Raw genomic sequence first — 15,242 nt, 5'->3', positions numbered from 1 at the left:
TCATGAAAAAGGTACGAGCGCCTAAAAACCGCGCAGCTTTGCTATGATCCGCACCTTCTGATATTTGCCCGACCAGGTAGTTTCTATGTCCGATCGCAGCGCTCGTCTACAAGCACTCCAGCACGCACTCAAGGAGCGCATACTGATCCTCGACGGCGGCATGGGCACGATGATCCAGAGCTACCGCCTCGAAGAGCATGACTATCGTGGCACGCGCTTCGCCGATTGGCCAAGCGATGTCAAAGGCAACAACGATCTGCTGCTGCTCACCCAGCCAGACGTCATCGCCGCGATCGAGAAGGCCTACCTGGATGCCGGTGCCGATATTCTCGAGACCAACACCTTCAACGCCACGCAGATCTCCCAGGCCGACTACGGCATGGAGTCGCTGGTCTACGAACTCAACGTCGCCGGCGCGCGCATCGCGCGCCAGGTGGCCGACGCCAAGACCCTCGAAACGCCGGATCGGCCACGCTTCGTCGCCGGCGTGCTCGGCCCGACCAGCCGCACCTGCTCGATCTCGCCGGACGTCAACGACCCTGGCTATCGCAACGTCACCTTCGACGAACTGGTCGAGAACTACATCGAGGCCACCCGCGGGTTGATCGAGGGCGGCGCCGATCTGATCCTGATCGAGACCATCTTCGACACCCTCAACGCCAAGGCGGCGATCTTCGCCGTGCAGCAAGTGTTCGAGGATGACGGCATCGAGCTGCCGATCATGATTTCCGGCACCATCACCGATGCCTCTGGGCGTACCTTGTCCGGGCAGACCACCGAAGCCTTCTGGAACTCGGTACGCCACGCCAAGCCAATCTCCGTCGGCCTGAACTGCGCGCTGGGCGCCAAGGACCTGCGTCCGTACCTGGAGGAGCTGTCGACCAAGGCCGACACCTACGTCTCGGCCCACCCCAACGCCGGCCTGCCCAACGCCTTCGGCGAGTACGACGAAAGCCCCGCGGAAATGGCCAGGGTGGTCGAGGAGTTCGCCGCCAGCGGTTTCCTCAACATCATCGGCGGCTGCTGCGGGACCACGCCTGCGCATATCCAGGCGATCGCCGAGGCCGTGGCCAAGTATCCGCCTCGCATCATCCCGGACATCCCCAAGGCCTGCCGGCTTTCCGGCCTGGAACCATTCACCATCGATCGGCAGTCGCTGTTCGTCAACGTCGGCGAGCGCACCAACATCACCGGTTCAGCCAAGTTCGCCCGGCTGATCCGCGAGGAAAACTACACCGAGGCCCTGGAAGTCGCCTTGCAGCAAGTCGAGGCCGGAGCCCAGGTAATCGACATCAACATGGACGAAGGGATGCTCGACTCCCAGGCAGCCATGGTGCGTTTCCTCAACCTGATCGCCGGCGAGCCGGACATTTCCCGCGTGCCGATCATGATCGACTCGTCCAAGTGGGAAGTGATCGAGGCGGGCCTCAAGTGCATCCAGGGCAAGGGCATCGTCAACTCGATCTCGATGAAAGAAGGCGTCGAGCAGTTCAAGCACCACGCCCGCCTGTGCAAGCGCTACGGCGCCGCGGTGGTGGTGATGGCGTTCGACGAGGTCGGCCAGGCCGACACCGCCGCGCGCAAGAAGGAGATCTGCCAGCGCAGCTACGACATCCTGGTCGACGAGGTGGGCTTCGCGCCGGAAGACATCATCTTCGACCCGAACATCTTCGCGGTCGCCACCGGCATCGAGGAACACAACAACTATGCCGTGGACTTCATCGAAGCCTGCGCCTACATCCGCGACCACCTCCCCCATGCCCTGTCGTCGGGCGGGGTATCTAACGTGTCGTTCTCGTTCCGCGGCAACAATCCGGTGCGCGAGGCGATCCATTCGGTCTTCCTCTACCATGCGATCCAGAACGGCCTGACCATGGGCATCGTCAACGCCGGACAGCTGGAGATCTACGACGAGATCCCGCCGGCGCTGCGCGAAAAGGTCGAGGACGTGGTGCTCAATCGCACCCCCGAGGGTACCGATGCGCTGCTGGCGATCGCCGACGACTACAAGGGCGGCGGCGCGGCCAAGGAGGTCGAGAACGAACAGTGGCGCGCGTTGCCGGTCGACAAGCGTCTAGAGCATGCGCTGGTCAAGGGCATCACCGCCTACATCGTCGAGGATACCGAAGAGTGCCGGCAACAGTGCGCTCGCCCGATCGAGGTGATCGAAGGCCCGCTGATGAGCGGCATGAACGTGGTTGGCGACCTGTTCGGCGCCGGCAAGATGTTCCTGCCGCAGGTGGTCAAGTCGGCCCGGGTCATGAAGCAGGCCGTGGCCCACCTGATCCCGTTCATCGAGGCCGAGAAAGGCGATACGCCCGAAGCCAAGGGCAAGATCCTCATGGCCACGGTCAAGGGCGACGTGCACGACATTGGCAAGAACATCGTCGGCGTGGTGCTGGGCTGCAATGGCTATGACATCGTCGACTTGGGCGTCATGGTGCCGGCCGAAAAGATCCTGCAGACAGCCCGCGAACAGAAATGCGACATCATCGGTCTCTCCGGCCTGATCACCCCGTCGCTGGACGAAATGGTCCATGTGGCCCGCGAGATGCAGCGCCAGGACTTCCAGCTGCCGTTGATGATCGGTGGCGCGACCACGTCCAAGGCCCATACGGCGGTGAAGATCGAGCCCAGGTATACCAACGACGCGGTGGTCTATGTCACCGATGCGTCCCGCGCTGTCGGCGTGGCGACCCAGTTGCTCTCCAAGGAGCTCAAGCCCGCCTTCGTCGAGAAGACCCGCCAGGAATACCAGCAAGTGCGCGAGCGCACCGCCAACCGCGGCGCGCGTACCGAGCGCCTGGCCTACGACCAGGCGATTGCCCGCAAGCCGCAGTTCGACTGGGCGGCCTATGCACCCGTCGCGCCAACCTTCACTGGCGTGAAGGTGCTCGAGGACATCGACCTGCGGGTCCTGGTCGAGTACATCGACTGGACACCGTTCTTCATTTCCTGGGACCTGGCTGGCAAGTTCCCGCGCATCCTCGGCGATGAAGTGGTCGGCGAGGCGGCGACCGCGCTGTACCAGGATGCCCGCGAGATGCTCGACAAGCTGATCGACGAGAAACTGATCGGTGCCCGCGCAGTGTTCGGCTTCTGGCCGGCCAACCAGGTCGCTGACGACGATATCGAGGTCTACGCGCCGGACGGCCAGCCACTGGCCATGCTGCATCACCTGCGCCAGCAGACCATCAAGCCCGACGGCAAGCCGAACCTGTCGCTGGCCGACTTCGTCGCACCCAAGGCCAGCGGGATCACCGATTATATCGGCGGGTTCATCACCACCGCCGGCATCGGCGCGGAGGAGGTGGCCAAGGCTTACCAGGACAAGGGCGACGACTACAACTCGATCATGGTCAAGGCCCTCGCCGACCGCCTGGCCGAAGCCTGCGCCGAGTGGCTCCATGAACGTGTGCGCAAGGAGCACTGGGGCTACGCCCGGGACGAACAGCTCGACAACGAGGCCTTGATCAAGGAACAGTACAGCGGCATCCGCCCTGCCCCCGGCTACCCGGCCTGCCCCGATCACACCGAGAAGCGCACCCTGTTCCGCCTGCTCGACGGCACCGACATCGGCGAAACCGGCCCCAGCGGCGTGTTTCTCACCGAGCACTTCGCCATGTTCCCGACCGCAGCCGTGAGTGGCTGGTACTTCGCCCACCCGCAGGCCCAGTATTTCGCCGTGGGCAAGGTCGACAAGGACCAGATCGACAGCTACAGCGCGCGCAAGGGCCAGGATGCGAGCGTCAGCGAACGTTGGCTGGCCCCCAACCTGGGCTACGAGGGGTAGCTGGAAGCTGGTAGCTGGTAGCTGGAAGCTGGAAGCTGGAAGCTGGAAGCTGGAAGCTGGAAGCTGGAGCATGCGCCGATACCAGCGTATACGCCAGCTTGCAGCTTGCGGCGCCTACTGCTGGCTGACCCAGAACACGGCAGCGGTGACCGCCAGCACGATCAGGCAGAGGATCGCCCAGGCATCGACGGTACTGTCGGACTTGCGGCCCTTGCTTGGATGGCTCATGGCATCGCCTCTTGTAGTGATTGTCGGAATGCACTTCACCCCTGGCAGTTAAGCGCAGTGAAGCCCACAACTCAAGCAAGGGCTTTCAGTCGACGATGGGCTGTGTCAGAAACGGGTAACGATACCCAGGCGGGCGCCCTTCGGCGCTGTAGCGTCGAAAGTCGATGGCTGCCGCACCGCGCTCGGGCAGGGCCAGCCAGCGCCGAGCTCGATCCTGGTCGATCAGCCGCAGTACTGGCAGTTGGTAGTCTCGCTGACCGTCGCGGTCGATGGGGAGGCCGAGCGCGTCATCGTGCAGCATTACCATGGCCCAGCCGCCAAGCATGAACTGACCGCCCATCAGCACGCTGAGGCGACCGTCGATACGCGCGCGCAATGCTTCGGGCGAGCTGTTCACGGCGCTGAAGATCACGTCATGACCAGGTGTACGCCCCGCCTGTGCGAAAGCACGCATGGCGCCAAAGGCCATCTCGTCGTTCGCCGACCATACCAGGCGCGTATCGGGGTAGCGTTGCAGCAGGATCTGCGCCTGTTCATAGGCACGCTGCCGATCCCATCCGCCATATACCACCTGGCGCAGGCGAACCTGTGGAAAATCGGCCAGCGCCCGACGCATGCCCTGCTCACGCAACTGCGAAGCGGGCGTGGTCTTGATTCCGGCGAAGGCCAGCAGGTCGATCGGCCCCTCGAGCCTGGGCAGCTTGTCGAGCATGGCATGCAGCATCAGGTAGCCGGCCTGTTCGTCGTTGCCGGTCAGGGTAGCGAGCAGTGGCGCGAAGGTTTCCGGCTGGGCATCCACCGCGCGTGCCTGGGACTGGGTAAGCCCATTGCTCACCAGCACCAGCTTGACCCCAGTGCCATGGGCCAAGCGCATGATCGCCGGGGCCACGTATTGCTCGTTGACCAGCACCAGATAGTCAGGTCGCCGCGGCCCCAGCAGCAGAACGCGAGCCGTCGACAAGGCGCTGCTGGCGTCGCGCCCGATGTAATGCACCTGCAATTGCAAGCCGAGATCGTCGGCCGCGCATTGCATGAAGCGGGAATAGCTTCGCCAGAACACTTCCTCGGGATGTCCCGGATTGAGAAACGCCACCGAGGCGGCATGGGCACTGCCGAGCAATGACAAGCCCACCAGGCAAAGGCCGCGGCACAGGGTGCCACTGAGTGATCGGCAAAGCGCCAGGAGCATGCGAGGTGGTTCCTTCGAAACGAATGACAGTCTAAACCCGACCGCCCGGTGATCAAAATGCCAGGCAGTCTCACTTAGTCCAAATGCTTCTTTTCATATGCAAAAACATCACTTTAGCGCATAAACACAATCTGCTAACGTGCTCCGGCTCCGAACCGGAGTGCGCGGCCGTGCGCGCGATTAGCTGCATGCAGCCTGAGACAGGACTTTTATGTACGTATACGACGAGTACGATCAGCGGATCATCGAGGACCGCGTCAAGCAGTTCCGTGATCAGACCCGCCGCTACCTGGCCGGTGAGCTGAGCGAAGAAGAATTCCGCCCTCTGCGTCTGCAGAACGGCCTCTACATCCAACGTTTCGCGCCGATGCTGCGCGTCGCCGTGCCGTACGGCCAGCTGAACGCGACCCAGGTGCGGATGCTGGCGAAGATCGCCCGCGACTACGACAAGGGCTATGCCCATATCAGCACACGGCAGAATGTGCAGTTCAACTGGCCTGCCCTGGAAGACATCCCGGACATTCTCGCCGAACTGGCCACGGTGCAGATGCATGCCATTCAGACCAGCGGCAACTGTCTGCGCAACACCACCACCGACCAGTTCGCCGGCGTTGCCGCGGACGAAGTGATCGATCCGCGCCCCTGGTGCGAAATCGTTCGTCAGTGGACGACCTTCCACCCCGAGTTCGCTTTCCTGCCGCGCAAGTTCAAGATCGCGATCAACGGCTCGAAGCAAGACCGCGCCGCCATCGAGGTCCACGACATCGGCCTGGAGCCGATTTACAACGAAGCGGGCGAGCTTGGCTTCCGGGTGCTGGTCGGCGGCGGCCTGGGCCGCACCCCCGTGGTCGGCTCGTTCATCAATGAGTTCCTGCCCTGGCAAGACCTGATCAGCTACCTCGATGCCATCCTGCGCGTGTACAACCGCTACGGTCGCCGTGACAACAAGTACAAGGCGCGCATCAAGATTCTGGTCAAGGCCCTCACGCCGGAAGTGTTCGCCGAGAAGGTCGAGGCCGAGATGGTCCATCTGCGCGGCGGCCCCACCACCCTGACCGAAGCCGAGGTGCAGCGCGTTTCCCGCCACTTCGTCGATCCGGACTACCAGGCCCTGGAGGACGTCGACTACGCCGCCCTCGACCAGGACTACCCAGGCTTCGCCCGCTGGCGCTCGCGCAATACGCGCGCGCACAAGAAACCCGGCTACGTGGCCGTGACCGTGTCGCTCAAGCCTACCGGCGTCGCGCCGGGCGACATCACCGACAAGCAGCTCGATGCGGTCGCCGAGCTGGCCGAGCGTTACAGCTTCGGCTTCCTGCGCACCTCGCACGAGCAGAACATCATCCTCGCCGACGTCGAACAGCGCCAGCTACACGCGCTCTGGCTGGAGCTGCGCGAGCAAGGTTTCGCCACGCCGAACGTCGGCCTGCTGACCGACATCATCTGCTGCCCCGGCGGCGACTTCTGCTCGCTGGCCAATGCCAAGTCGATTCCGATCGCCGAGTCGATCCAGCGCCGCTTCGACGACCTGGACTACCTGTTCGACATCGGCGAGCTCGACCTGAACATCTCCGGCTGCATGAACGCCTGCGGCCACCACCACGTCGGCCATATCGGCATTCTTGGAGTGGACAAGAAAGGCGAAGAGTTCTACCAGGTCTCGCTCGGCGGCAATGCCGCGCGCGGCGCCAGCCTGGGCAAGATCCTCGGCCCGTCCTTCGCCCAGGAAGAAATGGCCGATGTGATCGAGAAGCTGATCGACGTCTACGTCGAGCACCGCACCGAAGACGAGCGTTTTATCGACACCTACCAGCGTATCGGCATCGACCCCTTCAAGGAGCGCGTCTATGCAGCGAATCATTAAGAACAACCAGATCGTCGACGAAACCTGGCACTTGCTGCCCAAGGACGTCTCGTTCGACGAATTGACCAACTGCGACGACTACATCGTGCCGCTGCAGCTGTGGCGTGACCACGCCCATGCACTGAAGGCCCGTGACGGCGGCCTGGGCGTGTGGCTCGATAGCGACGAGCAAGCCGAGGAGATCGGTGAGGACGTGGCCAGCTTCCAGGTCATCGCGCTGAACTTCCCGGCCTTCACCGATGGCCGCAGCTACTCCAATGCGCGCCTGCTGCGTGATCGCTACAAGTACACCGGCGAGCTTCGTGCGATTGGCGATGTACTGCGTGACCAGCTGTTCTACATGGCACGCTGCGGATTCGATGCCTTCGCGATCCGCGCCGACAAGGATCCCGAAGCAGCGCTGGAAGGCCTGAAGGACTTTTCGGTGACCTACCAGAGCGCCACCGACGAACCGCTGCCGCTGTTCCGACGTCGCTGAGCGACGAACCTGTACTCGACCGGCCCGCCAATTGGCGGGCCGGTCCGTTTTCAAGGCACCGAAAACCGCAAGGGCCTTGCTCGCGTCAATGGCGCCCCTGTCACTTGGCAGCCTTCGGTTCGAACAGGGCCACCCCCTGGCGCCACCGGCCTGGGCAGCAAGCCTTCGCGATGGAAGCATCGGCGATCTGCTGCCGTTCGTTCAGATTGTCCAGCCTCACCGACTGCACATCGTAGCTGCGCCGGGCATTGGCCTGCTGCACCATGGCGCTGCCAGCCGCCCCACAACGGCCCGAACAGCCGCGCCGTCGCAACCAGAGCGCAATAAATATGATTCATGAATAACTGGGATGGAAATTATAAGCTCGCGTCGACTTGAGTCTCGACGCGAGGTTCGCCAGCTCGCGCCTACAGACGCTCGAGCTCGGCCAGTGTCAGTTGCAGCAGCAGTGCACGTTCGGCCTGTTCACGCTCGGCGGCCAGCCGCTCGACTCTTTCCAGGTAGGCTTGCTCGCTGACCACCACGCCCCATCCGTCCAGCGCTTCCAGGCGCTCATGGAACGACGTGTTCATTCGTTCGAAGCGTTCGGGGAAACGTGCTCGCAGATGCTCGGCCCAAAATTCGCGACTGGCCAGGGACTTGGCCAGCGCTTGCGGGGTTTCGCCAGCAAGCACGGCATTGCGGGCGCCGTTGATGTGCTGCGGGAACACCCGGCTGTAGCGCTCGAAGTACATGTAGGCTGGTTGTTCCGGCAGCCCAAGAGGCCTGGCCAGATTGACCCGATAGGCCATGACCACTTCGATATCGTCCACCGGCATGTTGGGATTTTCCGTGCGCATGCGCTGGATATGTTCGGCTGCGATGCGATCGACCTGATCCAGGCGATACAACGACCGCCCCAGGCGCAGCAAAGTACGCGTGGCTTGGTAGCTGGTCTGACCGGCGCTCTGTTCGGCGATCAGCACACGGACTTCCAGGTCGCTGAGCACCAGCAGGAGCCGATCCGAACAGGAACGCGGACCGGAGGCCTGCAGGAAAATGGCCTGGCGTACTTCGTCACTACCTTCACATGCGCGCAGGATTCGCCAGACGCGTTCGCGCAGGTTGCGCGGCTGACGCAGGTATTCGTTGGAATCGGACAGGTCGGCCAGAAAGCGCAGCAAATCTTCGCTGCCAGGTTCGGCCGTCAGGCGGTTCCACAGAGACCGGCGTTGTTCGTACTCCTCGGACGGCCCGCCGAGCAGCCAGCGATCGCGCACGTTATCGTCGGCAACGGCATGAATGCGGGCCACGCTTTGCCGGGACGATTCCGGCTGCTCCACGCCTTGCGCCTCATTCACCTCCCTGACGCTCTCGCTGTCCAACGGGTTGTCGTGCAGCGTCAACTGCCGCAACGAGCGCCGCGCCACCGGCGTACCGCTTGGATTGAGGCGGCTTACCCGATTGTCACGCATGTCGACTTGCTCGATGAACGGGCGGTGCTGCAAATTCGAAGGCAAGGTTTCCAACAGCGTGCCGCGCAGAGAAATCTGGCGCAGGCTGCGCATGGGACGCAAATCCGGTTGCATGCGTAATGGATTGCCAGACAAGTCGAGGTAATGCAGGTGTGTCAGTTGCGCAAGCCGCTGGTTGGCGGCCGCGTCGAGACTGATGCGATTGCCGCTAAGGCGCAGGTCGATCAGCTGCGCAAGATGCTCGATACCAGGGGGAAGACGGGTCAAGCTGTTGCCGTGCAGGTCGAGGACACGCAGGTTGGGGAAGCGGCGCAGGAACTGTTCGGGCATCTCGGTCAGCCGCATGTCACGCAGGACCAGTTCTTGAACATGACTGAACTCGACGTTCTCCGGCAGGGTTGGCAGGCTTGCCACGTGCTCGCCCTCGATCACCAGGCGATGCTCGCCTGCTCGACCGTCAGGCTTGCGCCGCCAGCTACGACGAATGGCTGCGGCGACCTTGCGCCGCCTGGCTGCCTGGAGCACCCCGGATGATTCCAATCGCCAGGCCTCCAAGGCAGTGCGTAGGTCCGCCAACTGGCGATGCAGTTCATGCAGATGATTCCAGGGATCGACGTGCCGATCCCTCAGGCCATTGAGGTACTCCTCCAGCTCGGCGTCGGAGAGGGTCGGATAGACCTGGCGCAAGCCACGACGAAACGCTTCGCGGCTGCTTTCGCCGCGTCCGCTGAGCGGATAGCCCAAGCGCCCATTGCCCAGGCGCACCGGAGGCCGGAATCGGCCACCTTTCGGCGACAGACCGATCAGGCGTGCCGCCTCTTCCCGGTGCGTGCTGGCTCGTTCGGCAAGCCGAATGGCCAGCTCCTCGGCGCTCAGACCAGGCTTGCCGAGCAGAGTCTTTTGCAGCTCATCGAGCTGCGGCAACAGGGCCTCGGTCAAGGTGCCGGCCGATGCGCTGCCGGCAAGCGGCTGACCTTGCCCATCCAGGCACCGATAATGGCCCTCGCTGGCCAAGATCAGGCGCACTTGCGTGGCTTGCTCGGAGGTCGACCGCGCCCGCACCGGGCCTTCGATCGAGCCCTCGCGCACTTCGATTCGCACACTCTGCTGCCAGGGCGCCAGGGTATCGATCAGACCAAGGGCCAATGTTTCGGTATCGCGTATACAGGCCGCTGGCTGTCGCAGACCGGCACAAGCCCGGTTCAGGCGACTTTCGCGCAACCTCCAGCGCGCCTGCTGCGCCAATGCCATGGGCACGCGCTGCCCGTGCAGCAGGCTTTCCAGTTGGACCTGGTTCGCCTGTTCGACCAGTTCGTTGGCACAACGCGCCGTCAGCCCAGGAAAATCGCGCTTGAGCACCTGTGCGCCAGGTACCAGAGCAGGCTCGGCTGCGCGCACCTGGGCTTCGAACGCCTCGCCACGCAGGAGCGGGAACGTTTCATGCAAGCGGTGACGAGCCAGCGCGTCACGTAATAGCGCAGGCGCCGGGGCATTCTCCAGGTGCAACCTGCGCAGCGCAGCGGCGCTCATACCGCTTGCCTGCAGGACGCTGGCAGCCATTTCGTCGGTTGCGTCGGTGGTTTCCTGGTCGAGACGACGCAACAGCTCGCCGGTATCCTGCCAGTGATGTGGATGTTCGAGCGCGTGCCGGCGCCCGCCGACCAGGTTGTCTTCGACGTAAGGCGAGCAGGCCTGCGCTCGAGATGGATGAACAACGCGCCAATCGGCTCCCGCGCGAGTACGCTGCAAGCGCAGATCGCCGCGCGCAGAGCGCAGCAGGGCACTACGCTCGCCCTCCTCCAGCACCTGCCCGGCCTGCCAGGCATAGCCTGGCAGGCGTGGGTCACACAGGCGCAGCGCCCCCGAGCTGCTCAGCACTGGTGTCAAGTCATCGACGAACGCGACGCGTTGGGCGAGCCTGGCCAGCGCGACGGGCGCCCCGGCGATCAATGCATTGCCAGCGACGGCCTGGGCCACCTCAAACAGATGCTCCATGGCCGCTTCCCGGTCGCCGAGCAGCCAATCCTGGTACCCTTCGTAGACGGCCTCGCCCAGTTGCAGCGCAGCGATGCCAAGCATGGCTACCCCCAGGCCGGGTACGAAGAAACTCGCCAGCCCAAGCAGATCCAACCCCGCGTCGGCATAGAAAGCCAGCCGGGCCAGGCGTGCCTTGCGGTCCTCTTCGTCAGTGGGCACCGCCAGTACGCTGGCGTCGGCAAGCATCTTTTCCACCTGGCGGCGCCGCAGATGCGCGAACAGATCGCCCTCTATGGCCGCATGGCGGCCGTCGAGCTCGATCGGGGCGGTACCGTCGCTTTCCTGCTGCAATCGATCCAGGACACGATTGAACTCGACACGGTCTTTTTCCGCGATGAACCGCTGGAAGAAGGCCTTGTAGCCTGGCACGGCGAAGCGTCCGGCCATGGCGATGGACACGGACCGCCAGGATGGGTGCAGGGTCAAGGTTCGCACTGGGTCGTCGGGAATCCAGGTCACGATGCCTTCGAGCGAGGCTTGCGCCGAGTCATCCGAGAAAATCTCGATGGCCAACGCTCCCACGACCCGCTTGCCCAGCAACAGCAACTCGTGCCCCTTGAGCACGGTCCTGTCCGAAGGCACGACCGGCACGGGCGCGGCGACCCGTAACAGGCGCTGGCAACTGGTAGCGTCCAGGGTACCTTGCAGCCGCGCCAGGCTGATGTCGGCGGCCAATGCCGAACGGCACGCCTCTTCGAGCACTTGCTCGACCCTGTGTGCCGCCGTGCCCGTAGGGGACAGTACGGACTTCATCCGCGCCTGGTACTGGCCACCGATATCGAGCGTCCGGCAGAGCGCGGCGAAACGCTCTGGCTTCAGCGCGACGGGCCGGCCCTGCTCGTCGCGCAGCATGCTGCCAGCAGCAAAGGCTTCGGCACGCATATCGTTCGCGGCGAAATTGTGCAACGCCGCGGCCAACAGGCTTTGCGTGGATTCATGGCGGCTGTAGGCGACCGGCAAACTCGCGCTCACCGACGGCAAAGGGATGCGCATGACGGTGGTCAGCTGGCTGCGTCGCACATCCAGCCGCCGCCCGGTCAGCCCTTCGACGGCCTCGACCAGCAGCGGCTCGGCGAACTCGGGCAACGCCGGTATCGAACGCAACAGTCGGTGCGCGCGATCCTGGGCACGCTGCTGCCGAGACAGATGGGCGCGCAGCTGGGCGAGCTGGTCATGCGGTGCCTCGAGCAACCAGCGCGGCAATTGTCGGGCAATGAGGCAGTCGACGGAGTCGGCTGGCGAGAGATGATCGTTCATGGCTTGGTCCTTGCTGTGATGAAGCGGCCAAGCTCGCCTGAATCGATGCAGGCAAGGCGGTAGGTATGTCTGTCTCGGCCTCCTGCGCGTGCTGCGCCGACGAGCAGCGCCCTGGGGACAGAACTGCACGTCGAGCACGACGCTGTCGGTGCAGGCGCCGGCTGGCGGGGTGGGTTGGTCGGTGTAGATCCTGACGTTGTAGCTGAAGACCTGGCTGCCGGTGCCGCGACCTGGATTGACGTTGGCGTCGCTGCTGGTGCGTCGAGCGCTGCCGACTGCGCCCCAGACAGCGCCCGATCAGGCTGACGCCAGCACGATAGTGCCAGCTCCAGTTGATCGTCAGGGTTTACGGGTACAAGCCGGCTGCGACGTTGCTGCCGATGCTGGTTCGCAGGTACAGCGGGACGGACTTGGGCGTGGTGCCTTTCAACAGGCCGAGCCGGTCGAGCACGCCGCCAGCTTGACCATTCTTCTTGCCCACGTCGTCCTGCAAGCAAGCGTAGCAGCCAGCACGGGGGCCAAGTCCGACAGGCAGCGGAGCAAAGGGAACGTTCTTGCGAGACCGACCAGCAATTTCTACCGGGGTGGCCTTTTAGCGGCATTCACACAGGGTTTCTGATACCGTGATCGGCCATGTCCTGTGCCGACCTTGTCAGCGAGGCGCTGGCCCTACCAGGAGATTATCTTGACCACCGTCGACCAAGCCCTCGAACAGGCCATCGAACGCTGCGCCCAGGAGCCGATCCACATTCCCGGCAGCATCCAGCCGCACGGTTTCCTGCTGGTACTCGATCAAGACGACCTGAGCATCCTGCAAGCCAGCGAAAACGTCCAGAACTGGCTAGGGACGCCAGCGCTGGAGCTGATCGGCAAAAGCGCCACGCAACTGTTCGACCCAGGCTGCGACCTGCGCAGCCAGCTGGACAGGCTCCCGAGCGAGGAAGCCTTGCCGTTCCATCTCGGGGACGTGCGCCTGCGGGCCGGCGTGCTGCGTGATGACCTGCTGCAGCTGCTGGCCCATCGTCGCGACCAGGTGCTGGTGCTCGAACTGGAGCCATCCATCAGCCTGGTCAGCCAGAGCAGCTACTATTCGCTGGTTCGCGCCTTCGTCGGCAGCCTCAACCAGCTCGGCGAGATCGAGGACCTCCTGTCGCGTTCGGTCCAGGAGATCAAGCGCATGACCGGTTTCGGCCGGGTCAAGGCTTACCGGTTCGACGAAGACGGCACGGGCCTGGTGCTGGCCGAGCAAGCCGACCCCGGTTACCCGCGTTACCTGGGGCTGTGCTTTCCGGCAAGCGACATTCCAAGCCAGGCGCGTGAACTCTATCGCAGCAACCGCATTCGCCTGATCTGCGATGCCAACTACCAGCCTTCACGCATCGTGCCGCAAGACAATCCGCGCACGGGCCAACCGCTGGACCTGAGCTTCGCTTCGTTGCGCAGCGTCTCGCCGGTCCACCTGCAATACATGCGCAACATGGGCACGCTGGCGTCGATGTCGCTGTCGATCGTGGTCGATGGCAAGCTCTGGGGGCTGATTTCCTGCCATCACGAAGCACCGTGTTCGGTCGACTTCCAGACCCGCACAGCCTGCGAGCTGCTCGCTGGCGTGCTGTCGTTGCAGATCGAGTCGCGCGAGTCGCATGGCAAGACCAACAAACTGCTCGAACTGCGTCGCCATATCGTGCAGATGCTCTCGGCGATGGCTGACCACGACCACGTCAACCAGGGCCTGCTGGAGCTGCCGCAGGTGTTGCTGGCGTTTGCCGAGGCATCGGGTGCCGCCATCATCAGCGCCGAACGATGCGACCTGATCGGCACGACGCCGCCGGCCTCGCAGGTCACGGCCCTGGTCCACTGGCTGTCGCGGCGGGCTGACGAAACGATCTACCACACCGACAACGTACGCCGTGACATCGAGGACCTGCCCGAGCTTGCCGAGCACACCGCAGGCATCCTGGCGATAGCCATCTCGCAGATCCACTCGCACTACCTGGTCTGGTTCCGCCCCGAGCAGACGCGCCTGATCGAATGGGCCGGCCGCCCGGACAAGCAGGTGGATGCGCAGGGCGGCCTGCATCCACGGCACAGTTTCGAGCGTTGGCGCGAAGAAGTGCGCGGCTTCAGTCGCCCATGGGACCCATTGATCCTCGAAGGGGGATTGGAGCTACGCAACGCAGTGCTTGGCATCGTCCTGCGCAAGGCCGAGGAACTGGCGCAACTGGCCAGCGAACTGAAACGCTCGAACAAGGAGCTCGAAGCATTTTCCTATAGCGTGTCTCACGACCTGCGGGCACCCTTGCGGCACATCGCCGGTTATACGGAACTGCTTGGCGAAGGCGAGGCCCAGCGGCTGAGCGAGCGTGGCCAGCGTTTCCTCAAGCATATCGAGGAAGCTTCACGCTTCGCCGGCACCCTGGTCGACAACCTGCTCAACTTCTCGCAGATGGGCCGCGCCGCGCTGCGCCTGTCGGACGTCGACCTCAATGCCCTGGTCGAGTCCATCCGCCTCGAGCTGGCACCGGACTATCAGGGCAGGCAGATCGTCTGGGAAGTGGCCCAGTTGCCGAAGGTCATCGCCGACCCGGCATTCATCAACATGGCCTTGCACAACCTCATCGCCAACGCTATCAAGTATACTCGCGGCCGCGATCCGGCGCGCATCCAGATCGGCGCCAGGCAGAACGCCGAATTCACCGAATTGTTCATTCGCGACAATGGTGTAGGTTTCGACATGGCCTATGCTGGCAAGCTGTTCGGGGTGTTCCAGCGCCTGCATCGCATGGAGGATTTCGAAGGCACAGGCATAGGCCTGGCCAGCGTTCGTCGCATCATCGAGCGTCACGATGGCCAGGTCTGGGCCGAAGGCGACCTCGACAAGGGGGCGACGTTCCATTTTTCCCTGCCCCGTCACCCCGCGCACAGTTGAGGACACTGCCCTA

At 63.7% G+C, this 15,242-nt stretch carries 6 protein-coding genes and 2 pseudogenes; 4 read left to right on the top strand and 4 right to left on the bottom strand.

All coding sequences use genetic code 11. The annotated features are described in order from the left end of the window. Positions 1–85 precede the first annotated feature (85 nt). Positions 86–3,793: a methionine synthase gene (gene metH, locus ACY8GK_RS03555; RefSeq protein WP_196179790.1), complete on the top strand. Its 3,708-nt coding sequence runs from the start codon at positions 86–88 to the stop codon at positions 3,791–3,793. A gap of 313 nt (positions 3,794–4,106) precedes the next feature. Here metH and ACY8GK_RS03550 read toward each other — a convergent pair whose 3' ends face one another. Then, a complete protein-coding gene (locus ACY8GK_RS03550; protein ID WP_196179788.1) occupies positions 4,107–5,210 on the bottom strand; it encodes an ABC transporter substrate-binding protein in 1,104 nt (367 codons plus the stop codon). A gap of 211 nt (positions 5,211–5,421) precedes the next feature. On the opposite strand from ACY8GK_RS03550, the gene ACY8GK_RS03545 reads away from it, so the two are divergent. Beyond that, a complete protein-coding gene (locus tag ACY8GK_RS03545) occupies positions 5,422–7,074 on the top strand; it encodes a nitrite/sulfite reductase (protein ID WP_196179786.1) in 1,653 nt (550 codons plus the stop codon). Beyond that, a complete protein-coding gene (locus tag ACY8GK_RS03540) occupies positions 7,058–7,552 on the top strand; it encodes a DUF934 domain-containing protein (RefSeq protein ID WP_196179784.1) in 495 nt (164 codons plus the stop codon). The genes ACY8GK_RS03545 and ACY8GK_RS03540 overlap by 17 nt, the downstream gene beginning before the upstream one ends. A 100-nt stretch (positions 7,553–7,652) precedes the next feature. Here the strand turns inward: ACY8GK_RS03540 and ACY8GK_RS03535 are convergent. The 3 genes and pseudogenes from ACY8GK_RS03535 to ACY8GK_RS03525 all read right to left on the bottom strand — a co-directional run. Then, a pseudogene (locus ACY8GK_RS03535) lies at positions 7,653–7,857 on the bottom strand (ABC transporter substrate-binding protein); the annotation flags it as partial. Positions 7,858–7,959: 102 nt separating this feature from the next. Further along, the gene (locus ACY8GK_RS03530; protein ID WP_462402974.1) at positions 7,960–12,300 is read right to left on the bottom strand and encodes an NEL-type E3 ubiquitin ligase domain-containing protein; all 4,341 of its coding nucleotides are present in this window, start codon (positions 12,298–12,300) and stop codon (positions 7,960–7,962) included. 120 nt (positions 12,301–12,420) lie between these two features. After that, positions 12,421–12,754, bottom strand: a pseudogene (locus ACY8GK_RS03525) (hypothetical protein); the annotation flags it as partial. Positions 12,755–12,985: 231 nt separating this feature from the next. Here ACY8GK_RS03525 and ACY8GK_RS03520 point away from each other — a divergent pair. Further along, positions 12,986–15,229, top strand: coding sequence for an ATP-binding protein (locus ACY8GK_RS03520; protein ID WP_196179780.1), 2,244 nt, complete (start codon positions 12,986–12,988; stop codon positions 15,227–15,229). Positions 15,230–15,242 lie beyond the last annotated feature (13 nt).

Source organism: Pseudomonas sp. Marseille-QA0332 (genome assembly GCF_054950175.1).
This window is presented reverse-complemented; position numbering and strand designations above follow the sequence as displayed.